Source organism: Magnetospirillum sp. SS-4 (assembly GCF_902729425.1).
Lineage (GTDB): Bacteria > Pseudomonadota > Alphaproteobacteria > Rhodospirillales > Magnetospirillaceae > Phaeospirillum.
Genome location: NZ_CACVCH010000071.1, coordinates 1 through 23,067 on the forward strand (window position 1 = coordinate 1; position 23,067 = coordinate 23,067).

Genomic DNA, 23,067 nt, shown 5'->3' on the forward strand with positions numbered 1-23,067 from the left:
GGGTGAAATCATGGCAGATCGATTCCCACCTTATGGCCAAACCTACAAGGGCGAGTACGCCCTATACGTCAGTCCTGATAGGCGGCAAGGTCCTCGGCGCTGTCGACCTCGCCCCAGGGGCCGTCATAGGGAATGGCCGCCACCGGCACCCGTCCGGCCTCGATCACCCTTTGCAGCGTACCGGTCATGTGCATGCGGTCGCACAGGGCGGCATCAAGGCCGGCACGGATGCGTCCGACCTCGGCCCAGCCGGCGGGGGTGAAGCGCAGCAGCCCCATGTACTGGCCTTCCACCTGGGCAACGTTGCCGGGCTTGTTGCCGATCTCGGCCAGGGTATGGTCGGGATTGAGGCGGAAGGTCTCGGCGTCCAGCAACGGGTCGCCGAACCGCTTTTCCCATAGCGCCAGCCAGTTTGGATCGTAGGTCACCGCCAGCGCCGCCTGGGAGTCCATCAGGGCGGCCGGGGCGGCGGATTCATAGAAGATATCGGAATAGCTGACCACGCAGGGACCACAGGCCAGCCAGTCCCCGGCGCAGGCCAGCGAGCTGACCATGTTGGTCTCGGCCCAGCGCGGATTGTGGAATTCCACCAGCCCCCGGCCGGCCAGCATCTCGCGGCGATAGCCGGTGACGATGGCGATGTCGGCGATGCCGGCGCCTCGCAAGGCGGCAAGCTGCCAATCGAGCAGGCTCCGGCCCCGCAATTCGGCCAGGCATTTCGGCCGTTCGTCGGTCAGGGTCTTCATGCGGCTGCCGCGCCCGGCGGCCAGGATGATGGCTTTCAACGCGCTCCCCTCCTGTTCAGCAGGGCGACCAGCCGCGCCGTGTCCAGCGGGTCGACGGGATCGTCCCGTTCCGGATGCCACATCCACCCCTCCCACGGCAGGGTCCGGTGGCGGATGGCCTCGATGGCGCCATCGCCGGAGCGGGCCGCCACCTCGTAGCCCGGCGGACAATCGGCCAGCGCGAAATTATGGAAGGAATTGACCTCGACCGGCCAGCCGCCGGCCGCCAGGCGGTGACGGCCGCCAACATGGCCGGACACGGGAACCAGAGCGGTTCCCGCCCAATGGGCCATCATCTGCATGCCCCGGCAAAGCCCCAGCAGCGGCATCCTTCCGTCCCTGGCATAGGCCAGCAACCGGGCCTCGGCGGCATCGCGCTCGGGAATCGCGCCGATATCGTTGCCGCCCGACAGGATCACCGCATCCGGCGACAGCGCCGCCAGCCAGTCCGGCAACGCCTCGGGATGGTTGGGAACCGGAACCGGAACCGCCCCCGCCAGGGCGACCCAACGGGCCAGCCGCTGGTCCAGGGCGTCGCGGCGTTCGCCCCGTTCCGCCCAGACGTCCACCCTCTGGCTGATGGCGACACGCGGCTTCATCCCAGCACCTCGACCCGCCGGCCGGCGCAGTCCAGATGCAGCCGCCGCGCCTTGGACCAGCGCCGGTACAGCATCTCGCCGGCGCCGATCACCGCCGGCAGGCCCAGCTCCCCCGCCCGGATGGCCATGTGGGAATTGACCCCGCCCCAGGCGGTCACCAGTCCGGCGATGGGATGGGCGAACAGCCAGTCATGGCCGGGGTCGGCATTGGGCAGGCAGACGATGGCTCCGGCCAGAAGGTCGTGGCGGCTGGCGTCGACCACCGGCGCCGTCACCTGATTCTGGGTGATGTAATTGGGCGCGGTCTCCGGCCATTCGAAGGCCCAGACGTCGTCGGGCGAGGCGATCACCGGCGGCAGGGCGACGCGCAACGTCTCGGCATGGCGCGCCTTGCCCTGCTCGATGGAGCGGGCGATGGCGTCGCGGGGCTCGGCCGCCGCCACATGCAGCTCCTTCAAGGCGGCGATGTCGCAATAGGCCATGTCGTCCTTGCCGAAGCCCCATTGCTCGCCGCAGGCCGCCGCCAGCGCCAGGGCGTCGGACAGGTTGCGGGTGAAGTGGAATTTGGCCAGTTCGCGCAGTTCGATGCCGGCCTGGAGAAAGTCGAACAGGCCGATTCCGTCGGGGTGCAGGCCGTGGGTTTCCAGCAGCCGGGCGATGTCGCGCAATTGCCCCAGGGCCAGGGCGAACGGCCGGGACGGCTCGGGAACCGGCGGCCGCCGGCTCCAGTCGAAATACAGGTCGGGGGCTTCGTCGTAGCGGGGCGACAAGATATCGTAGGTGCCGGGGCGCAGATGGCCGTAGCGGGCCAGGAAGGTGGATTGGTCCAGCATGGCGCGGTCGCGGGTCAGCTGGCCGCTGACGGTGGACAGGCTGGCCATGAAGGCGTCGCTGTCCGCCTCGGAGAAAATTCCAACCGCCACCAGCGAGCGCAGCATCTGCACCGCGACGAAACCGGCCCGCGCCAGCCCGGCGAACGGCAGGGTGCCATAGCGCTTGGCATCCTCCAGCAGCCAGTAGATGCGCTCCAGCGGATCGGCATCCGAGGCCAGCAGGGTCTCGCGCCGGCTCCCCAGGGTGTCCAGCTTCAAGGAATCGGCCCGCCACAATCCATCCCTGGGATGCACGATACGGTTGGTGAGACGGCGCAGGCTGTCGGCGATGGCGGTCCGCTCCGACGCCGAGAATCCGGCCTCGGCCAGCCGTTCCAACCGATTGGGCAGATCGAGGGTGTAGCAGGAGAAGACGATCTCGAACTCTACCTTGTCGTGAAGAGTCGGCTCGCCAAGCAACCGATCAACGTAGTAATCCACCAGCCGGGCGGCAAGGCCGTCGTCCAGGTCGGCGGGAATGAACGAATTGAACGACAGCCGCACGTCGATATAGGGCAGGCCGAAGAAATGCGGCATCAGCGGAAAGCTGCGCAGATTGCGGTAGCCGTAATTGTGCCGCTGATAGGCCCAGATGGAATCGGTCACCAGTTCGCGGTACAGGGACAGGGCCAGCGGCTTTGGCCGCACGCCGATGATCTCGGCCGGATTCCAGTCGGGCATCACCCCATAGACGGTCCGGCGCCCCATCAGGAAGGGATGCGGCCGCATGCCGCGTTCCACCTTGGCGGCGATCAGGCCCAGCCGGCGGGCCTGGGCCTCGGATGATTCCGGACCGGCCGCCATCACCAGCGGACGGGCCTGCAACAGCCACAGGATCTCGGCCCCGGCCTCGCGGGTCACGGCGAATTCGCAATCCACCGGAACGCCGCCGGACAGGCCGAGCAGTTCCTCCAGCAGCGTCACTACCCCGGCCAGGGCCGGCGGCGGCGGCACCGTCGAGGCGGCGGCGGCCTGCCACGTCCGCCCCCCGGCGCCGCCAGTGACGTGGGCGGCATCGGCGCCCTCGGCCCAGTTCACCACCCGGTAGGGCGCGGCGGTATTGGGATCGTGCGAGAACGCGACGCCGGAACGCACCACGCCGTCCAGCATCGGCTGGATCAGCACCTCGTCGTCGCCTGTCGCCTCGCCGTAGGAGGCGATCACCGCGTCGGTCGCCGCCGCCAGCCCGCCCAGCTCCACGTCGGCGACCGACAGGAAGGCGCCGGCATTGGAGCGGCTGTCACCGTCCTCGCGCCGGCACGACGAGCGCACGATCCAGCGCCCCGCGGTCAATTTCGCCAGACAGCCGTCCCGCTCCGCCCGCCACCGGGCGACGGTGAAGCTGACCAGCGGCAGGATGCGGGCGCTTCGCAGCATGCCTTGAAGCTGGACCAGGGTTCCGGCCTTGGTGGAGAACGAAAGCGCCGTCACGGCCGCGTCCTATTTCAATTGGGCGATCCAGATATTGGTGTCGTAGGGAATCATGATGGAGGGCTGCCCCAGGCCGCGCAGATAGGCGTCGATGGCCGCCACCACCTCGGCGAAGGCGTCGCCGGCCTGCCGGGCCAGGGTGGCGTGCGAACGCCACGCCTCGACGCATTCGCCAAGCCCCTGCTCGTGCACCACGCCGGCATCCAGGTGAACCACCGGGCCGAACAGGCCGCTGGCCTCGATCACCGCCTTTTGATCCTCGCGCCGGGTGCCATAGCCATAGGCGGGAACCGCCCGGCGGATGATGTCCTCGATACGCGACTGGATGGGATCGTCCAGCCGGCGATGGTTCCACATGCAGGCGAACCAGCCGCCGGGCTTCAGGATGCGGGCGGTCTCCCTCAGCGCCTGGGCGCGGTCGCAGACATTGAACGAACTGCCGAAGGTCACCAGATCGAACGCCCGGTCCGCCTGGCCGGTATGTTCGCCGGTGCCTTCGAACCAACGGACATGGGCCAGGTCCGCCGTCCGCCGGATACCGTTGGCGCGCATGGAATCGTTGGGCTCAACCGCCGTGACGTCGAAGCCGCGCGCCGCCAGCATCAAGGTCAGATGCGCCACGCCGGCGCCGACGTCGCAGACCGCGCCGGCCGACAGTCCGGCCAGCCGCAGCATGGCGTCGATGGCCGCATCCGAGTAATCGGGACGCTTCAGATAGGCGTCGGCCAGATCGGTGTAATCCCATTCGGTCTTCATGCGCAGGCATCCCCCAAGACGGTCACCGCCCCATATGACCCGACAATCGGACCGGTTTCAACGGCCGGATTGAGGCCGATAAACGCTGATCCGGCTTGCCTGGAATTCACCATAAAATTTTTGCTGTTGTCGATAATTCTACACAATGCCATATCACCCATAGAATTTCCCGATAATGGCTATAGGCGAGTGTGGATATGACCCTTCCGGCCCTTGGTTTCGGCGTTTCATTTCCCGAACTGTACCGGCGCGATGGACTGGAGCGTCTGGATCTGGCCTTCCTCGACCATCTGGACGAGACGCTGCGGCATCGCCTGGAAGCGGCCCGCGCCGCCCCGGACGCGCTTGCCGCCAAGGACGAATCCGAACTGATCGTCGCCCTCGCCCCCCATATCGACGACTTCCTGGTGGAGCTGTTCGGCATCCGCGCCGCGGCGGCGGAACTGCGCGGCCGTCACGACGCCCTGGCGCCGCTGTTCCAGGCCAAGCGGCTGTTCGTGCAGCGCCGCGCCGTCAAGGAGGTCAAGCCCGAGGAAGCCGCCACCCTCGACGCCGACGCCCTGGCGCTGGAGTATTCGGTGCGCGTCGGCGAGGCGTTCGACGAACCGGGTTTCGCCCGCAAGGTGCTGGGGTGGCTGGACGACGAGGCCAATCACGCCGACGACCTGAAGCTCGCCGCCCGTCTCGCCGCCGCCAAGGTGGCCGAGGCCGGACGGCAGGTCCATCCCCGGAGCATCCTGTTCCGCCTGCCGGCCAAGCACGATCCCCTGGCCATGGTGCCGGTGCGGCCGGTGGAGGTCTGCGGCATCGCCGCGCTGGAATTCGAGCCGGCCCGGCTGCGCCGGCGCGAGGGCTTCGATCTCACCGACGCCGGAACCGACTTGGCCGGAGCGCTGGACGAGGTCAATTACTGCATCCTCTGCCACCACCAGGGCCGCGATTCGTGCTCGAAGGGCATGAAGGACCGCAAGACCGGGGTGTTGTCCTCCAACGCCGTCGGCGTCGCCATGGAAGGCTGTCCGCTGGAGGAGAAGATATCGGAGATGCACGAGGTCAAGGCGGCCGGCGACTCGCTGGCGGCGCTGGCGGTGATCGTGGTCGACAATCCCATGGCCGCCGGCACCGGACACCGCATCTGCAACGACTGCATGACCGCCTGCATCTACCAGAACCAGAACCGCGATCCGGTCAACGTGCCCGAGGCCGAGACCCGCACCCTGAAGGACGTGCTGGAACTGCCCTGGGGGTTCGAGATCTATTCGCTGCTGACCCGCTGGAATCCGCTCAACATCAGACGGCCGCTGCCCCGGCCTGATTCCGGCCGCAAGGTGCTGGTGGTCGGCATGGGACCGGCCGGCTATACCCTGGCCCATCACCTGATGCAGGACGGCCACCATGTCTGCGCCATCGACGGCCTGAAGATCGAGCCGCTGGCCTCCGACCTTTCCGGCGTCGACCCCCACGGCAGGCGGGTGCCGTTCAAGCCGGTGCGCGACATCCGCGCCCTGTGGCAAAAGCTGGGAGAACGGGTGATGGGCGGCTTCGGCGGCGTCGCCGAATACGGCATCACCGTGCGCTGGGACAAGAACTTCCTCGACGTCATCCGCCTGCTGCTGGAACGCCGGGCCGAATTCGCCCTGTTCGGCGGCGTGCGTTTCGGCGGCGCCATCACCCTGGAAGACGCCTTCGCCATGGGGTTCGACCATGTGGCGCTGGCGACCGGGGCCGGCAAGCCCACCATCCTCGACATGCCGGGGGGGTTGGCCAAGGGGGTGCGGCAGGCCTCGGACTTCCTGATGGCGCTGCAACTGACCGGAGCCGCCCGCGCCGACACCCTGGCCAATCTGCAATTGCGGCTGCCGGTGGTGGTGATCGGCGGCGGCCTGACGGCGGTGGACACCTGCACCGAGGCGCTGGCCTATTACCCGGTGCAGGTGGAAAAATTCCTCACCCGCCATGAATTGCTGGTGGCCGAGCGCGGCGAGCACGCGACACGGCAACACTGGTCCGAGGAGGACCACGTCATCGCCGACGAGTTCATCGCCCACGCCCAGGCCATCCGCGCCGAACGGCTGGCGGCGTCCATCGAAGGGCGCGCCCCCCGCATCCTGGAACTGCTGCAAGGCTGGGGCGGCGCCACCCTGGTCTATCGCCGCCGGCTGATCGACAGCCCCGCCTATCGCAATCACGAGGAAATCTCCAAGGCGATGGAAGAAGGCATCCGCTTCGCCGAGGGCTTCTCTCCGGTGGCGGTCGAGGTCGACGAGTTCGGCGCCGCGTCGGGCATTCAATTGAAGGGCGGCGACGGCCAGCCGCGCTTTCTTCCCGCCCGCGCCATCATCGTGGCGGCGGGAACCGTTCCCAACACCAATCTGGCGCGCGAACGCGCCGGCATCACCCTGGACGGCAAGTTCTTCCAGGCGGTGGACGAGGATGGCCGCCCGGTCTCGCCCGAACGCCTCGCCAAGCCCGACGCCGCCCAGGTGCTGATGCATGTGGACGGCTTCGACCGCACCATCAGCTTTTTCGGCGACCTGCACCCGTCCTTCGCCGGCAACGTGGTCTCGGCCATGGCCTCGGCCAAGCAGGGCCATCCGGTGGTGACCCGCGCCATGGCCCGGCGCCCCGCGTCCGCCGTCGCCGGCCCCGAACTGTTCGAGCGGCTGAACGACGGATTGCGGGCCAGCGTCCACGCGGTCAACCGCCTGACGCCGACCATCGTCGAGGTGGTGGTCAAGGCCCCCGCCGCCGCCCGGGCGTTCCGGCCGGGCCAGTTCTTCCGGCTTCAGAACTACGAGATGCTGGCGCTGAAGGCCGGCGGTTCCTCCCTCGCCATGGAAGGCCTCGCCCTGACCGGCGCCTGGGTCGACCGCGATTCCGGTCTGGTCGGGCTGATCGTGCTGGAAATGGGCGGATCGAGCGACCTGTGCGCCCATCTGCGCCCCGGCGAACCGGTGGTGCTGATGGGGCCGACCGGCGCCCCCACCCATGTCTGCGGCAAGGAAACCGTGCTGCTGGCCGGCGGCGGGCTGGGCAACGCCGTGCTGTTCTCCATCGGTTCGGCGTTTCGCGCCGCCGGCTCGAAGGTCTTGTACTTCGCCGGCTACAAGAACGCCCATGACCGCTTCAAGGTCGCCGATATCGAGGCAGCCGCCGACGTGGTGGTGTGGTGCGTCGACGGCGGCGAGGCCTTCGCCCCCGGCCGCCCCCAGGACCGGACCTTCGTCGGCAACATCGTCGAGGCCATGGTGGCTTATGGCGAGGGCCGGCTGGGAGAACAGACGGTTGCAATCACCGACGTCGACCGCATCATCGCCATCGGTTCGGACCGGATGATGGCGGCGGTGGCGCGGGCGCGGCACGAGCGGCTCGCCCCCGTCCTCAAGCGCGGCCACGCCGGCATCGGCTCGATCAACTCGCCCATGCAATGCATGCTGAAGGAGGTCTGCGCCCAGTGCCTCCAGCGCCATCGCGACCCGGTCACCGGCGAGGAGAAGGTGGTCTTCACCTGCGCCGACCAGGACCAGCCGCTGGACAAGGTGGATTTCGTGTCGCTGGCCGAGCGATTGGCCCAGAACTCCACCTGGGAAAAGCTGACCAGGGCCTGGATCGACCGGGGGCTGAAGCAGGCCGGCCTGCGAAGATAGGGCACGGCTTTCCATCCGGACGAAATATGGCTGTTTCACACGTTCCAACCACATGATCCTGTTGACAGCGGGGGGTGGTTCATACTTCCTTGTGCCCAAGCGTGAAACATCCGCCGCCCTGCCTGCAAGAGCCGCCCCATGGACCAGAACCGGGTCATCATCTTCGACACCACGCTGCGCGATGGCGAGCAATCGCCCGGCGCCTCCATGAACCTGGAGGAGAAGGTCAGAATCGCGCTGGTGCTGGAGGAGATGGGCGTCGACGTGATCGAGGCCGGCTTTCCCATCGCCTCCAACGGCGATTTCGAGGCGGTCGAGGCGGTCGCCAAGGTGGTGAGGAACTCCACCATCTGCGGCCTGGCGCGGGCCACCAGGGGCGACATCGACCGTTGCGCCGAGGCGATCCGGCCGGCGGCCCGGGGCCGCATCCACACCTTCTTGTCCACCAGCCCGCTCCACATGAAGTACAAGCTTCAGATGGAACCGGAAACAGTGCTGGAAAAAGTCAGGGACTCGGTCGCCTATGCCCGCGCCCTGACCGACGACGTGGAATGGTCGGCCGAGGACGGCTCGCGCACCGAGCACGATTTCCTGTGCCGCTGCGTCGAGGCGGCCATCGACGCCGGGGCGCGGACCATCAACATTCCCGATACTGTCGGCTACTCCGTTCCGGATGAATACGGCGCCCTGATCGCCATGCTGTTCAACCGGGTGCCCAATATCGACAAGGCCATCATCTCGGTGCATTGCCACAACGATCTCGGCCTTGCCGTGGCCAATTCCCTGGCCGCCGTCGGCAAGGGCGCCCGTCAGGTGGAATGCACCGTCAACGGCCTGGGCGAACGCGCCGGCAACGCCGCCATGGAAGAGATCGTCATGGCGCTGCGCACCCGGCCCGACCTGCTGCCGTTCAAGACCGGCATCAACACCGAATGCATCACCAAGGCCTCGCGCCTGGTCTCGACCATCACCGGCTTCGTGGTCCAGCCCAACAAGGCCATCGTCGGCAAGAACGCCTTCGCCCACGAATCCGGCATCCATCAGGACGGGGTGCTGAAGCACGCCCAGACCTATGAGATCATGACCCCGGAATCGGTGGGCCTGCACCGCTCGCACCTGGTGATGGGCAAGCATTCCGGCCGTGCCGCCTTCAAGGCCAAGCTGAGGGACCTGGGCTACGACCTGGGCGACAATGCGGTGGAGGACGCCTTCAACCGCTTCAAGGATCTGGCCGACCGCAAGAAGGACGTGTTCGACGAGGACATCGTCGCCCTGGTCGACGATTCGGTGGTGCGCGGCAACGACCATATCAGGCTGGTCTCGCTGGAGGTGCTGTGCGGTACCCGGCACCAGCCGCCCTCGGCCGAGCTGGAACTGTCCATCGACGGCGTGGTGACCGGAATCCGCGCCACCGGCGACGGGCCAGTGGACGCCACCTTCAACGCCATCAAGGCGCTGTTCCCCCACGACGCCCGGTTGCAGCTCTATCAGGTCAACGCCGTCACCCAGGGCACCGACGCCCAGGCGGAAGTGACCGTCCGGCTGGAGGAGAACGGCAAGACCGTCATGGGCCAGGGCGCCGAGACCGATACCATGGTGGCCTCGGCCAAGGCCTATGTGAACGCCCTGAACAAACTTCTGGTGAAACGGCAGAAAACCGCCCCGGCCGAGCCGGCGGCGTGATATAGCAGCGTACGCCTGAGGCAAGATGGGGATGAGTCGCGATGCCGCCTCGGCCGAGCCGGCGGCATCGCAGGTATAGACGATATCGGATGTTGAGCGAGGGACCATGTTTTCGAAGCTGACGGGTTGGATGTCCGCGGATATGGCGATCGATCTGGGAACCGCTAACACCCTGGTCTACGTCAAAGGCCGAGGCATCGTTCTGAACGAGCCGTCGGTGGTCGCCATCGCCGAGGAAAAGGGCAAGAAGAAGGTCCTGGCCGTCGGCGACGAGGCCAAGATGATGCTGGGCCGCACGCCCGGCTATATCCAGGCCATCCGGCCGCTCAGGGACGGCGTCATCGCCGATTTCGAGGTGGCGGAAGAGATGATCAAGCACTTCATCCGCAAGGTCCACAACCGCCGTTCCTTCGCCAGCCCGCTGGTCATCGTCTGCGTGCCGTCGGGTTCGACCGCCGTCGAGCGCCGCGCCATCCAGGAATCGGCGGAAAGCGCCGGCGCCCGGCGCGTCTTCCTGATCGAGGAACCCATGGCCGCCGCCATCGGCGCCGGCCTGCCGGTGACCGAGCCCACCGGGTCCATGGTGGTGGACATCGGCGGCGGCACCACCGAGGTGGCGGTGCTCAGCCTGGGCGGCATCGTCTATTCCCGCTCTGTGCGCGTCGGCGGCGACAAGATGGACGAGGCCATCATCGCCTATATCCGCCGCAACCATAACCTGCTGGTGGGCGAGGGTTCGGCCGAGCGCATCAAGAAGGAGATCGGCTCCGCCTGCCCGCCCGAGGACGGCGAGGGCCGCACCATGGAGATCAAGGGCCGCGACCTGATGAACGGCGTGCCCAAGGAACTGATCATCTCGGAACGCCAGATCGCCGAATCCCTGGCCGAGCCGGTCGGCGCCATCATCGAGGCGGTCAAGGTCGCCCTGGAACACACCGCCCCCGAACTGGCCGCCGACATCGTCGACAAGGGCATCGTGCTGACCGGCGGCGGCGCCCTGCTGTCCAACCTGGATTACGTGCTGCGCCATGCCACCGGCCTGCCGGTCTCCATCGCCGACGATCCGCTGTCCTGCGTCGCGCTGGGCACCGGCCGCGCCCTGGAGGAAATGCCCAAGCTGAAGAACGTGCTGACCAGCATGTACTGAGAACGGAGCGTCGAGATGAGGGTGACGGCCCTGACCATGCTGGCGGCAACCGGCCTTCTGGCTGCCGTCACCGCCCAGGCGGCCGAACCGAAGGGCCGCGTCAAGGAAATCGTCGCCGAGCATTGCTCGCTGTGCCACGGCGTCGAGGGCGAGAGCGCCAACGCCGTCTATCCCCGCCTCGCCGCCCAGAACGAAACCTACATCGCCAAGCAGCTGCGCGATTTCCGCGATGGCCGCCGCACCGGCACCATGAATGAAATGGCCCGCGACCTGACCGATGACGAGGTCGCCGGCCTCGCCGCCTATTTCAGCTCGCGCAAGCCGGTCTCCAAGCGGCCGTCCAACCAGGACCTGTCGGCGGTGGGCAAGTACATCTTCCACTACGGCAATTCCTGGTCCGGCATCGCCGCCTGCGCCAGCTGCCACGGCGAGAAGGGGGCGGGCACCACCCAATTGCCGCGCCTGGCCGGCCAGCATCCCGCCTATGTCGAAAGCCAGCTGAGCGATTTCGGCAAGGGTTCGCGCACCAACGACAAATCCATCATGCACGCCATCGCGTCCAAGATGACCACCTTGGAAATCAAGGCGGTGTCCACCTATATCGGTGGGCTGGAATAGCGTTCGCGGCCGGTGGCGGAAACCGCCCGGCGGAACGTTTCATTCTCGTGACATTCCGTCATCTACCGGCTAACTTTGTTCAGACCCGCGCTGGCCAGAGACTCCCCGCCTCATGTCCATCCCCGCCGAGATCACCGATTTTCTCGCCATCCTCGACGAGAGTCCCGTCGGCGTCTCCGTTTCCAGGCGCCGGGACGGCGTCGTCGTCTTCGCCAACCGCCGCTTTTGCGACATCACCGGCATCGCGCGCGAGCACTGCATCGGCAGCCCGGCCAGACGCCACTTCGCCGACGAGCAGCAGCGCCGCGACGTCATCAGACAGCTGAGGGATGCCGGCGAGATCAAGGACGCCGACGTCGAGTTCCGCCGCGCCGACGGCTCGCCGTTCTGGTCGGTGCTGACCATCCGGCCGGCGATCCTGGATGGGGAGGACGTCAACCTTGCCTGGATCTACGACGTCAGCACGCGCAAGCAGGCCGAACGCACGCTTCGCGACAGCAAGGCCCTGATCCGCGCCATGCTCGATTCCTCGGTGGACGGCATCACCCTGCTGGATGACGCCGGCCTTATCCTGGCGCTGAATTCCGCCGCCGCCGCCATTCTCGACCACGACGCCGCCCGGCTGGCGGGCGAGTCCATCTGGCCGCTGCTGCCGCCGCCGGTGGCGCGCCGGCTGCGCCAGGACGCCGAACGGGTCCTGAAGCTGGGCGAGACGGTCGAGGGACACGAGGCCATCGGCTCCCGGCTGTTCGACATCCACATGCATCCGGTCGCCAACGACGAGGGCCGCATCGAGCGCATCGCCCTGTTCAGCCGCGACGTCACCCAAAGCCACCAGCGGCGCCAGCAGTTGCGCAAGCTGGAAACCGCGCTGGAACAGGCGCCGGTCTCGGTGATGATCACCGACCGCCTGGGCGCCATCGAATACGTCAACCGCACCTTCGTCCTGATTTCCGGCTATTCCGAGGACGAGGTGCTGGGGCGCAATCCCCGCCTCCTGAAATCCGGCGACACCCCGAACTCGGTCTACCGCGACATGTGGCATTGTCTCGGCAATGGCGGCACCTGGCAGGGCGAGCTGTGCAACCGGGCCAAGGACGGCTCGCTGTTCTGGGAATACGCCACCTTGTCGCCCGTCCGCGACGACGACGGCATGGTCACCCACTACATGGCGGTCAAGGAGAACATCACGCCGCGCAAGGAGGCGGAACGGAAGCTGGAGCATCAGGCCACCCACGATCTTCTCACCGGCCTGCCCAACCGCCTGTTGCTGGAGGACCGGGTCCATCACGCCATCGAGCTGGCGCGGCGCGAGGCCCGCCGTCTCGGCCTGATGTTCATCGACCTCGACCGCTTCAAGATCGTCAACGACAGCCTGGGCCACGTCGCCGGCGACGAATTGCTGAAGGTCCTGGCCGAGCGCCTGCGTCACGCCCTGCGGCGCAGCGACACCCTGGCGCGGCTGGGCGGCGACGAATTCGTGGTGGTGCTGACCCATTTCCAGAACAGCGGTGAACTGGCCGACGTGGCGGAAAAGATCGTCAAGGTCCTGGAAGATCCGGTGGAATTGTCCGGCCACGCCATCCATGTGGGGGCCAGCATCGGCATCGCGCTCTATCCCGACGACGGCGGCGATTTCCATGCCCTGATGAAGGGCGCCGATGCCGCCATGTACCGGGCCAAGCAAAAGGGACGCAACACCTTCTGCTTCTACGATTCCCGCATGAACGACGAGGCGCTGGACCGTCTCAAGCTGGAGGAAGCGCTGCGCCGCGCCCTCATCCGCAACGAATTCCAGCTTTATTACCAGCCCCAGATCGATCTGGTCACCGGCATGATGACCGGGGTGGAGGCGCTGATCCGCTGGAACTGTCCGGAACGGGGGCTGGTGGCGCCCAGCGTGTTCATTCCGGTGGCCGAGGAAAGCAATCTTATTTCCCTGATCGGCTGGTGGGTGCTGGAGGAGGCCTGCCGCCAGCTTGTCATCTGGCGCGATATCGGCCTGCCCCCGGTCAAGATCGCGGTCAACGTGTCCGGCCGCCAGTTCCTCAACCACGCCCTGGTCGAATGCATCTCGAACCTGCTGCACCAGTACGGCGTCCATCCGTCGCAGCTTGAGATCGAACTGACGGAAAGCACGGTGATGGCCGAACCGGAACGGGCCATCGAGCAGCTGGGCCGCCTGCGCGAAATCGGCATCCAGGTCTCGGTCGACGATTTCGGGACCGGCTATTCCAGCCTCAGCTATCTGAAGCGGCTGCCGCTCAGCACCATCAAGGTCGACCGATCCTTCATCCGCGACGTCAACAGCCAGAGCGACAACGCCGCCATCGTCTCGGCCATCCTTGGGCTTGCCGATGCGCTGGACATGTCCATCATCGCCGAAGGGGTCGAGACCGAGGGCGAGGAAGCCCATTTGCGCGACGCCGGCTGCATCAAGGTCCAGGGCTTCCGCTATGCCCAGCCCATGCCGGCCGAGCAACTGGTGACCTGGCTGTCCACGTCGGGACGCTGAGGGGCCTTATCTTCCCAATCTTTTTCCTTCGAAGCGCGGCCCGCGGCGGCCATCGCCGCCCGGCGGCACGCGCGCGCCTGCCGCCGTCCTGGGCGCAAATCCACCCCTGAAACGAGGAAAGCCCCCACCGTTTCCGGTGGGGGCCTCCCCGTATTCACGTCTACCCGATCGACTTAGAAGGGCATGCGCACCTTCATGGCGCCGGTGTGGCCGGCGAAGTCTTCCTTCAGGTCGGCGTCGTAGGTGACGGTGACCGTCAGGTCGGACGCGGTGACCACCGACAGGCCGAGACCGGCGTTGAAGGAGGTCCTGGCCGGCTCGACATTGTCGACCCGGAAGGCGCTGCCGCCACCAGTGAAGGTCGCGGTGGTGTGGGTCTTGCCCGCCAGCGTGTCGTAGAACACGCCGCCATGGACTTCCGGCAGCAACCGGACGGTTTCGCGCTTGATTTCACCCGACAGCCGGGCTCCGCCACCGATCTTGAGGGAGTCGAAGCTCTGCGAGTCGACCTTGAGCGGCAGGCCACCGGTACCGGTTTCGGTGTAGCCGTCCTGGTCGAGACGGGTGTAGTCCAACGAGGCGAACGGGGTCAGCAGCATCTTGCCCTTGTTCAGGGGCACCTTGTAGCCGACCCGGGTGTTGACGCCGTACTGGTAACCGTTGAAGTCACCGCTGGCGGTGGCGCTGAGCAGCGTCGACTTGCGGGTGGTGTCGTACTGATGCAAGCCGAAGGTCAGGCCGCCGTCGACATACCAGGCGTTGGTGATGTCGTAGGTGCCGTACAGGTTCAGCATGTAGCTGTTGACGTCGGTGCTGTTGCCGTCGCGGGCGCCCTTGTCGTCGATGGTGGTGTTGGCGTAGCTGAACGCCAGACCCACCCGGGCCTTGTCCTTCACCGCGGTATCGACGCCAAGCGCCATGCCGTAGGTGGTGCTGTCGTAGCCGTCGACGTTCTTGCGGGTTCCCTGGTCGCCGTACGATCCCAGCACCTGGACCCAGGCGCCGTGACGCTTGGCGCCGCTACCGGCCGAGACGCCGGAGGCGGGCTCGAACCCGACGCCATCGGCAGAGGCCACCTGATGGCCCTGGAGCATGGCGATACGGGCGTTGACCACGTTGCTGACCGCGGTGGTGACCTGAGAGGCCGCCGCCGTGGTGGCGCCGTTCATGCTGGGCGGGGCCAGCTGGGTCAGGGCCTGGCCGAGATCGGTGGCGTTCATGGCGTCCAGCTTGGACAGCATGGTCGCCATGGAACCGGTGGCCGAGGCACCCAGGGCTTCCAGGGTGGTGGAGATGCCGGACACCGCCGTGGTGGAGGTGCCGGCCGCCGCGGCGGCGTAGCCGCCGGTGGCGCGGACCGCCGTCAGGGTGACAGCATTACCGGCCGAGCCGGAGGTGAAGCTGAGCACCGCCGAGTTGAGGGTGGTCACCACCACTTCGCCGTTGCTAAGGGTGCCGCCAGAGCTATCGAAGATCTTGAAGGTCTGGTCGTTGGCGATGTAGCCGGTGGCCGAGCCCAGGTCGACCGTGACCTTGGCGTTGGCGGCATTGAAGTCGGTCGCGGAGCTGATCGATCCGAAGGTGCTGCTGTCGATGATCTTCAGTTGGACCGTGGTGCCGGTGCCGGCAAAGGTGACGGTACCGGCCGCACCACCACCGGTGGCACCGGTAATGGTCTTGCTGCCGATATCCAGCGTGCCGCCGTCGGAGACGGCGATGGCGCCACCGACCGTCGCGCTGTTGCTGAAGGTGACGGTGCCGGTGCTCAGGTTGATGGCTGCGGCATAGATCTCGGTGCCGTCGAACTGGACGGTGGTGCTGGCGGCGCCGGCCGAGATGGTGTCGATACCGGAAGCGGCGATACCGATGTTGCCGCCCAGGGTATTGTTACCGGCGAATTGCAGTTCACCCGCGCTCGTCGAGGCGGAACTGGCCACGATGGCGCCCGAGATGCTGGCGCCGTTGGCCAGGCTGACGGTGCCTTCCGCCGTCACCATGATCAGGTCGGCGCTGACATCACTGTCGAACTGCACCTGATCACCAGCGACACCAGCCCGGATGGTGGTGATGGTGCTTCCGGCCGTGCCGATGGCACCAGCGATGGTGCTGCTGCCGACGAACAGCAGTTCGCTGCTGCTGGCGCTGGCGCTGGAAGTTCCCACGATCGCGCCAGACAGGGTTGCGTTATCAGCAAAAGTGACCGCCCCTGCATGAGTAAGCAGCAGAACATCGGCCTGAACTGCACCATCGAATTGCACAGACGAACCGGACGCACCCGCGGTGACGGTGCTGATGGCCGAGCCGGCGGCGCCGACCGCGCCGCTGACGGTGCCGTCGCCCGCGAACACGACTTCGCCGTTGGTGGCGCTGCCGACGATGGCGCCCGACATCGAGACGTCGTCGGCGAAGGTCACCGAGCCGTTATTGCTGATCAGCAACACGTCGACATGCATGTTGGCGCCGAACTCTACGTTCTTGCCGGTGGCGCCGGCGGTGATGGTGGTGATGGCCGAGCCTTCCAGGCCGACGGTGCCGGTAACGGTGCTGTCGCCCGCGAACACCAGTTCACCGTTGACGGCGCTGCCGACGATGGCGCCGGCCAGCGAGGCGGCATCGGCAAAGGTCACCGAGCCGTCGTTGGTGATGAACAGGGTCGTGATATACGAGCTGCTGTCGAACTGCACGTTCTTGCCGGTGGCGCCGGCGGTAACGGTGGTGATGGCGGAACCGGTAGCGCCGATGGTGCCGGTGACGGTGCTGCTGCCCGTGAATATCAGTTCACCATTGGCGGCGCTGCCGACGATGGAGCCGGCCAGCGAGGCGCCGTCGGCGAAGGTCACCGAACCAGTGTTGGTGATCAGCAGCACGTCAACATACGAGTTGGCACCGAACTCCACACCGGTAGCAGCAGCGCCAGCGGTGACGGTGGTGATGGCCGAACCGACCGCGCCGACCGTGCCGCTGACGGTGCCGTCGCCCGTGAACACCACTTCGCCGTTGGTGGCGCTGCCGACGATGGCGCCAGTCATCGAGACGTTGTCGGCGAAGGTCACCGAGCCGTCGTTGGTGATCAGCAGCGCGTCGACAAATATGTTGGCGCCGAACTGCACGTCCTTGCCGGTGGCGCCGGCGGTGATGGTGGTGATGGCCGAGCCTTCCAGGCCGACGGTGCCGGCGACGGTGCCGTCGCCGGTGAAGACCACTTCGCCGTTGACGGCGCTGCCGACGATGGCGCCGGACAGGGTGGAACCGTCGGAGAAGGTGACGGAGCCGGTATTGGTGATGAGGATCGTGGTGGCGTTGACGGTGCCATCGAACTGGGCGTTGGACGAGGCTACGCCGGCGGTGATGGTGCCGAGGGAGGAGCCTCCGGTGTCACCACCCGAGCCGACATTGCCGGTGATGGTGCCGGAACCGGAGAAGATGACCATACCGCCGCTCGACGTGCCGTGGTCAACGGTGCCGGTGACCTGGGCCCCCGCATTCAGGGTCAGAGTCGCGTTGGTGTGCGCCAGAACATAGTCATTGGTGACCGAGTCTACCGCCGTATCGGCATCTTCAGCGATATTGACGGTTGCGGCCTTGGCCGGCTTCACCGACAGGATCGCTACCGCCGAGGCGCCCAGCAGAAGGGCCTCTTTCCGCCCCAACCTGTTCATCCAATTGGACTTCATCACGTCACTCCCCTCGTTGAAACCTGAATAAGATCACGCGGCACGGCCGCCGAATCCACTAAACCCAAATGTATTCACAGAGCCAAATACCAGCATTTCCCGCACATGGCGAGGGCTTTTTGCCCAAAATCATACGGCGCGTCCGGGTGTTGCAAAAACACCACATTGCCTGTCGCGGTTGCGGACGGCCATCCGCCGGCCCCGCCGTCCGGAGTCAACGGGTTGTGGCGGTTGGCGGCCGGGGCTCCAGAACCTGGTGGGGCCGGCTATCGGGCCGGGATTTCCCACACCGCGAGATCGTCCATGGTGACGCCGTTCAGCGGCAATTGGAGACCGGGCGAGGTGAGGACCAGCCGGACCCCCCATTTGCGTCCCAGCGCCGTCCATTCCCCGGCGGTCCTGGCCGCCCACGCCGCCCGCGACGTGCGCGGCGCCACCACCCCCTTGCGGGTGCTGTCCGGCGGCGGATAGTTGAAATCGATGCCGTAGACGTCCTTCAGGATCCCGGCATAGACCGGAATCAGCCTGGGCACGTAGGGCAGCAGGTCCATCTGAAAGACGTCGATCAGCAGCGGATTGCGGAACGGCAGGAACGACGGCCTCAGGCTGTCCTCGGCCACCATGACGAGGCCGGTGCGCGAGACCATGTCGACCACCCGGGTGGCGTCGGTCTCGACCTCGGGCGGGCGGCCGGCGACGGCCAGCAGCGCGACGCCGCCCAGCAGCGCCGCCCCCGCCGCCAGCGACAGCGCCGGATGGGCCGCCGGGTGGAGGGCCGCCCCCCGGTCCGGCCGCGCCGCCCCCGGCCGCAGCAGCGCCGCCAGCCCGGCCAGCAGCGCCGCGATCATCACGCCCCGTTCCACGGTCTTGACGGTCTCGACCTCCAACCAATGCCCCCGCGTCGCCCCCCAGGACAGCGCCGCCGTCAGCAGCAGCAGGCCGATGGCGGCCAGCCGCGCCGGCCGGGACGGCATCATGGCGATTCCACCCGCCGCAGCCGCCAGGGCGAAGGCCTCGGGCAGGTTGAGGAAACGGTTGGGCATGGGCAGCACCAGCACGGCCGGCAGCACGTCGCGCAGGGCGTGGAACAGCCCCCAGGCGACGCAGCCCATGACGCCGCCCGCCGCCAGCATCGCCGCCAGGGCGAGCCCGGCCGGCCCCAGCCGCGCCGGCGAGCGCCAGGCCAGGACGCCCACCAGAACGGTGGCCAGCGCCGCCTGGGCGGCGATCAGCAGGCTGCGCCCGGTCACCGGCACGTTGCGGTGGAAATCCCAGCGGTCCAGATAGACCTCGACCCAGAACGGCTCGACCGGCGGCAGCTCCGCCACCTTGGGCACGGCTCCGCGCGCCGCCGCCCAGGCGAGCCCGGCCGCGGCCAGCGCCAGCGCCAGGGCGCGCCAGTCCAGCGGCGCCCGAAATCGTCCGGGCCACAGCCGGGCGGCGAGGATTCCGCCCACGGCGAGCACGCCGGCCAGGGCGGCGTAGACCGGGTGCATCATGGCCAGCAGCGCCAGCGCCAGCGCCGCCCAATGCCTCCGGCCGCAGCCGGCCAGCCCCAGCACCAGGAGCAGCAGGCCGAATCCCATGGTGCCCGGCACCGGCGCGTTGACCATGTTGATGGGGTAGTCCGCCCCCTCGACGAAGGCCCAGGTCAGAACCGGCGCCACCCCCAGCGCCGCCGAGACCAGCGCCCGGCCGGTCAGCGCCAGGCACAGCAGCGCGAAGGACTGGGCGTAGAGGGCGGCGGTGCCCATGTTGAGGACCAGCGACACGAAGCGTTCCGACGCGCCGCCGCCGATCAGCAGCGCCAGCCCCCAATGGGCCGGCGTGGTGGTGGCGGCCAGGCCGTAGGCCATGGGGCTGCCCTCGGGATAGACGGTGATCCCGGCCAGGAAGCGGGCATAGGTCATCATCTCGACAAGGCCGTCGGCCGGATGCCTGAACCAGGCGTACAGCGCGCCGACCATCCCCGCCGCCACCCAGACGACGAAAACCCCGGCGGGGTCGCGTTCGTCCCCGGCGCCTGCCCGGCCGCGATGAAACGGTCCCACCATGCCCCCCCCTTTTCATGCCGGCGCCAGGATAGAGAAGCCCCCGGCCGGCCGCAAGGAAGCCGTTTGACCTGATCCGGACGCCCCCCTAGACTTCGCCGGTCGCCCCCGCCACGTCAAGGATCGCGCAAGCCCCATGCCGCCGCAGACCCCGCCCTGCCCCTTGTGCGCCAAAACCGACCGGCGGGAACGGGGCCGCAAGGACAAGGACGGCCTGCGGCTTTACGCCTGCGGCCATTGCGGGGCCGGATTCACCGCCCTGACCGCCTGGGAACGCCTGGGCGAGTCGTTGATGGGGGCCGGCCGGCCGGCCGACGCCGAGGCGGCGTTCCGTCAGGCCGTCGCCCTGGCCCCCAGGGCCGTTTCCGCCCTGAACAACCTGGGCGCCACCCTGACCGCCCAGAACCGCAGCGCCGAGGCGCTGGCGTTCCATCGCAAGGCGGTGGCGCTCGACCCCGGCAATCCGGTGCTGCGCTACAATCTGGCCCGCTGCCTGCAAGGCCTGAAGGAACATGGTCAGGCCATCGACGAATTGCGGGCGGTGATCCGGGCCAGGCCCGATCTCGCCCAGGCCCATGTCGCCATCGGCCTGTCCTTCAAGGCGCTGCACCTGTTCGCCGACGCCGAGGCGGCGTTCCGCCAGGCCATCGGGGCGGCGCCGGACCAGGTGGAGGGCTGGGCCAATCTGGCCACGCACCTGAAGATGACCGGCCGGATACCCGAGGGCCAGGACATCTTGCGCCGGATCGTCGCCGCCGGCCGGGCAAGCATGGTCATCCACAGCAACTACCTGTTCGGCCTGACCTTCGATTCCGAAGCGACGGCCGAACGGGAACTGGCCGAATGCCAGGACTTCGACCGGCGCTTCATCCGTCCGCTGGCGGCGCGCCTGCGGCCGCACGCAAACGAACGCGATCCGGACCGCCCCTTGCGCATCGGCTATGTCTCTCCTTATTTCCGCAACTCGCCGGCGGGAAATTTCCTGAAGCCGCTGTTCGCCCACACCGACCGCGACCGGTTCAGGATCGTTTCCTATTCCCACGGCCCCGGCCGGGACGACATGACCGAGGAATTCCGGCGGCTGAGCGACGAGTGGCGCGACGCGGCCGCGATGGACGACCCGACGCTGGCCGAGCGGATAAGGGCCGACGGCGTCGACATCCTGGTGGATTGCGGCGGCCACATGGCCGACAACCGCATCGCCCTGTTCGGCCTGAAGCCGGCGCCGGTCCAGGTCAGCTTTCCGCTCTATCCCGGCACCACCGGAATATCCACCATGGATTACCGGCTGATGGACGCCCGTTTCGCGCCGCCCTGGGCCGATGCCGGCCACAGCGAGAAGATCGTCCGCCTGCCCCACGCCCATGTCTGCTACCAGCCGGGTCCAAACTCTCCGGCGCCGCCCGACCGGCCGCCCTGCGACGACGAAGGCGTCGTCACCTTCGGCTGCTTCAACAATTTCGCCAAGCTGGGCGAGGCCACCCTGGCCGCCTGGGCCGAATTGCTGCGGCGGGTTCCCGCCTCCAGGCTGAGCCTGAAATGGATGGGAATCGGGCAGGGGGTCGAAGATCACGTCGCCCAGGCGCTGGAACGCCTGGGCGTCGGCCCGGACAGCCTGATCCTGTCGCCCTGGACCGACAATCCATACGAGCCCTATCTGGGCATCGACATCGGCCTCGACCCGCTCTATCCCAATGGCGGCACCACCACCTGCGACGCGCTGTGGATGGGGGTGCCGGTGGTGTCTTGCGCCGGAACCCGGCCGTTCGGCCGGGTCGGCCTGTGCCTGCTGTCCGCCGTCGGCCTGCCCGAACTGGCCGCCGGCTCGGCCGAGGACTATATCGCCCTGGCGGCGGCCCTGGCCACCGACCGCGACCGCCTGCGCCGCCTGCGCGCCGGACTGCGCCAGCGGATGGCCGCCTCGCCGCTGATGGACGCGCCGCTCTACGCCGGCGCGGTTTCCTCGGCCTATCGGATCATGTGGCGGCGCTGGTGCGCCGGGCTGCCGCCGGCAGCCTTCTCCTTGTAGGGATCAGAGATGAAAACCGTCCTGCACGTAGGCTGCGGCCGCACGCCCATCACCGCCTACACCACCCGCTTTCCCGCCGGGGAATGGCGGGAAATCCGCCTGGACATCGACGCCGCCGCCGAACCCGACATCGTCGCCGACATGCGCGACATGGTGGCGGTCGCCACCGGCTCGGTGGACGCCCTGTTCTCGGCCAACAACCTGGAACACGTCCACTTCTGCGAGGTGGCCGGGGTGGTGCGGGAATTCGCCCGCGTCGTCCGCGACGGCGGCTTCGCCGTCATCACCGTTCCCGACCTCCAGGCCATCGCCCGTCTGGTGGCCGACGACCGCCTGACCGATACCGCCTACATGTCGCAGATGGGGCCGATCCGAGCCATGGACATGCTGTTCGGCCTGCAATCGGAGATCGGACGCGGCAACGTCTTCATGGCCCACAAATGCGGCTTCACCCTGTCGGTGCTGCTGGAGGCCCTGGCCGCCAACGGCTTTTCCCGCGCCGGCGGGCTTGGCCGCCCGGACCACTTCGACCTGTGGGCCATCGCCTGCAAGGGCTGGATGCCCGACGAGGAGCTTCAGGCCCTGGCCAACATCCATCTGCCGGCCGGACCGTGACCGTCGACGAGGCGTTCGCCCTGGCGGCCGCCCACCATCAGGCCGGACGGCTGGCCGAGGCCGAGCGGATCTACCGGGCGATCCTGGCGGCCATGCCCGACCACGCCGAGACCCATTACAACCTGGGCCTCGCCCTTCAGTCGCTGGAACGGCCGGACGAGGCCGCCGGGCATTACCTCCGCGCCATCGCGCTCAACCCGGACGACGCCCTGGCCCACAACAACCTGGGCAACATCCTGGCGTCCCGGGGCCGGCTGGACGAGGCGGTGGCCCGGTTCGACCGCGCCCTGGCCGCGCGGCCAGACCACGCCGCGATCCATTGCAACCGGGCCAAGGTCCTGGAACGCCTGGGGCGGCCGGGCGATGCCGCCGCCGCCTACCGGCGGACGGTGGCGCTGAAACCCGACCACCACGACGCCCATCTCGACCTCGCCAACATCCTGGTGCGGCTGGACGACCTGGAGGGCGCCCGTTTCCATGCCGAACAAGCCCTGGCCATCCGTCCCGACTTCATCCAGGCCCATAACACCCTGGGCAACATCCTCGAAATCCTCGGCCGCTTCGACGAGGCCATGGCCCATCTGCGCCGGGCGCTGGAACTCGACCCGACCCAGCTCGGCGTTCACCGCAACCTGCTGACCTCCG

At 67.8% G+C, this 23,067-nt stretch carries 14 protein-coding genes; 8 read left to right on the top strand and 6 right to left on the bottom strand.

Going from position 1 to position 23,067, the window contains the following annotated elements; genetic code table 11:
• Nucleotides 1–68 precede the first annotated feature (68 nt).
• From MTBSS4_RS13600 to MTBSS4_RS13615, 4 genes are read right to left on the bottom strand one after another with little or no spacing between them, the layout of a single operon-like run.
• Nucleotides 69–785 carry a phosphocholine cytidylyltransferase family protein gene (locus tag MTBSS4_RS13600; RefSeq protein ID WP_173983958.1) on the bottom strand — a complete coding sequence of 239 codons (717 nt, stop codon included), beginning with the start codon at nucleotides 783–785 and terminating at the stop codon, nucleotides 69–71.
• Nucleotides 782–1,384 carry a gamma-glutamyl-gamma-aminobutyrate hydrolase family protein gene (locus MTBSS4_RS13605; protein WP_173983959.1) on the bottom strand — a complete coding sequence of 201 codons (603 nt, stop codon included), beginning with the start codon at nucleotides 1,382–1,384 and terminating at the stop codon, nucleotides 782–784. Before MTBSS4_RS13605 ends, MTBSS4_RS13600 begins: the two co-directional genes overlap by 4 nt.
• Complete coding sequence (locus tag MTBSS4_RS13610) at nucleotides 1,381–3,687, bottom strand: PEP-utilizing enzyme (RefSeq protein WP_173983960.1); 2,307 nt, start codon at nucleotides 3,685–3,687, stop codon at nucleotides 1,381–1,383. The genes MTBSS4_RS13605 and MTBSS4_RS13610 overlap by 4 nt, the downstream gene beginning before the upstream one ends.
• 9 nt (nucleotides 3,688–3,696) lie before the next feature.
• On the bottom strand, nucleotides 3,697–4,443 hold the full coding sequence (locus MTBSS4_RS13615; protein WP_173983961.1) for a class I SAM-dependent methyltransferase: 747 nt from the start codon (nucleotides 4,441–4,443) through the stop codon (nucleotides 3,697–3,699).
• A gap of 197 nt (nucleotides 4,444–4,640) precedes the next feature.
• Here MTBSS4_RS13615 and MTBSS4_RS13620 point away from each other — a divergent pair, with 197 nt between their 5' ends.
• From MTBSS4_RS13620 to MTBSS4_RS13640, 5 genes are all read left to right on the top strand, one after another.
• The gene (locus MTBSS4_RS13620; RefSeq protein ID WP_173983962.1) at nucleotides 4,641–8,090 is read left to right on the top strand and encodes an FAD-dependent oxidoreductase; all 3,450 of its coding nucleotides are present in this window, start codon (nucleotides 4,641–4,643) and stop codon (nucleotides 8,088–8,090) included.
• 138 nt (nucleotides 8,091–8,228) lie between these two features.
• The gene (locus MTBSS4_RS13625) at nucleotides 8,229–9,773 is read left to right on the top strand and encodes a 2-isopropylmalate synthase (protein ID WP_173983963.1); all 1,545 of its coding nucleotides are present in this window, start codon (nucleotides 8,229–8,231) and stop codon (nucleotides 9,771–9,773) included.
• A gap of 106 nt (nucleotides 9,774–9,879) precedes the next feature.
• A complete protein-coding gene (locus MTBSS4_RS13630) occupies nucleotides 9,880–10,920 on the top strand; it encodes a rod shape-determining protein (RefSeq protein ID WP_008618978.1) in 1,041 nt (346 codons plus the stop codon).
• A gap of 15 nt (nucleotides 10,921–10,935) precedes the next feature.
• On the top strand, nucleotides 10,936–11,538 hold the full coding sequence (locus MTBSS4_RS13635) for a cytochrome c (protein WP_173983964.1): 603 nt from the start codon (nucleotides 10,936–10,938) through the stop codon (nucleotides 11,536–11,538).
• Between the two features lie 112 nt (nucleotides 11,539–11,650).
• Nucleotides 11,651–14,053 carry an EAL domain-containing protein gene (locus MTBSS4_RS13640; protein ID WP_173983965.1) on the top strand — a complete coding sequence of 801 codons (2,403 nt, stop codon included), beginning with the start codon at nucleotides 11,651–11,653 and terminating at the stop codon, nucleotides 14,051–14,053.
• A 173-nt stretch (nucleotides 14,054–14,226) separates the two neighbouring features.
• On the opposite strand, the gene MTBSS4_RS13645 is transcribed toward MTBSS4_RS13640, so the two are convergent.
• Both MTBSS4_RS13645 and MTBSS4_RS13650 read right to left on the bottom strand, forming a co-directional pair.
• Nucleotides 14,227–17,727 (bottom strand): autotransporter domain-containing protein, encoded by a 3,501-nt coding sequence (locus tag MTBSS4_RS13645; protein ID WP_254432547.1) that lies wholly within the window; start codon nucleotides 17,725–17,727, stop codon nucleotides 14,227–14,229.
• Between the two features lie 266 nt (nucleotides 17,728–17,993).
• Nucleotides 17,994–19,781, bottom strand: a complete 1,788-nt coding sequence (locus MTBSS4_RS13650; RefSeq protein ID WP_173983967.1) for a hypothetical protein — start codon at nucleotides 19,779–19,781, stop codon at nucleotides 17,994–17,996.
• Nucleotides 19,782–19,914: 133 nt separating this feature from the next.
• On the opposite strand from MTBSS4_RS13650, the gene MTBSS4_RS13655 reads away from it, so the two are divergent.
• The 3 genes from MTBSS4_RS13655 to MTBSS4_RS13665 all read left to right on the top strand — a co-directional run.
• A complete protein-coding gene (locus tag MTBSS4_RS13655; RefSeq protein ID WP_173983968.1) occupies nucleotides 19,915–21,807 on the top strand; it encodes a tetratricopeptide repeat protein in 1,893 nt (630 codons plus the stop codon).
• A gap of 9 nt (nucleotides 21,808–21,816) precedes the next feature.
• Nucleotides 21,817–22,422: a methyltransferase domain-containing protein gene (locus tag MTBSS4_RS13660; protein WP_173983969.1), complete on the top strand. Its 606-nt coding sequence runs from the start codon at nucleotides 21,817–21,819 to the stop codon at nucleotides 22,420–22,422.
• On the top strand, nucleotides 22,419–23,067 hold a 649-nt coding region (locus tag MTBSS4_RS13665), incomplete at its 3' end, for a tetratricopeptide repeat protein (protein ID WP_173983970.1). The genes MTBSS4_RS13660 and MTBSS4_RS13665, both read left to right, overlap by 4 nt.

Excerpts from the sequence above, each read along its gene's own strand:
- MTBSS4_RS13645 (WP_254432547.1), bottom strand. The coding sequence starts at position 17,727 with ATGAAGTCCAATTGGATGAACAGGTTGGGGCGGAAAGAGGCCCTTCTG.
- MTBSS4_RS13660 (WP_173983969.1), top strand. The coding sequence starts at position 21,817 with ATGAAAACCGTCCTGCACGTAGGCTGCGGCCGCACGCCCATCACCGCC.
- MTBSS4_RS13625 (WP_173983963.1), top strand. The coding sequence starts at position 8,229 with ATGGACCAGAACCGGGTCATCATCTTCGACACCACGCTGCGCGATGGC.
- MTBSS4_RS13605 (WP_173983959.1), bottom strand. The coding sequence starts at position 1,384 with ATGAAGCCGCGTGTCGCCATCAGCCAGAGGGTGGACGTCTGGGCGGAA.
- MTBSS4_RS13640 (WP_173983965.1), top strand. The coding sequence starts at position 11,651 with ATGTCCATCCCCGCCGAGATCACCGATTTTCTCGCCATCCTCGACGAG.
- MTBSS4_RS13620 (WP_173983962.1), top strand. The coding sequence starts at position 4,641 with ATGACCCTTCCGGCCCTTGGTTTCGGCGTTTCATTTCCCGAACTGTAC.
- MTBSS4_RS13655 (WP_173983968.1), top strand. The coding sequence starts at position 19,915 with ATGCCGCCGCAGACCCCGCCCTGCCCCTTGTGCGCCAAAACCGACCGG.
- MTBSS4_RS13635 (WP_173983964.1), top strand. The coding sequence starts at position 10,936 with ATGAGGGTGACGGCCCTGACCATGCTGGCGGCAACCGGCCTTCTGGCT.
- MTBSS4_RS13630 (WP_008618978.1), top strand. The coding sequence starts at position 9,880 with ATGTTTTCGAAGCTGACGGGTTGGATGTCCGCGGATATGGCGATCGAT.
- MTBSS4_RS13615 (WP_173983961.1), bottom strand. The coding sequence starts at position 4,443 with ATGAAGACCGAATGGGATTACACCGATCTGGCCGACGCCTATCTGAAG.
- MTBSS4_RS13650 (WP_173983967.1), bottom strand. The coding sequence starts at position 19,781 with ATGGTGGGACCGTTTCATCGCGGCCGGGCAGGCGCCGGGGACGAACGC.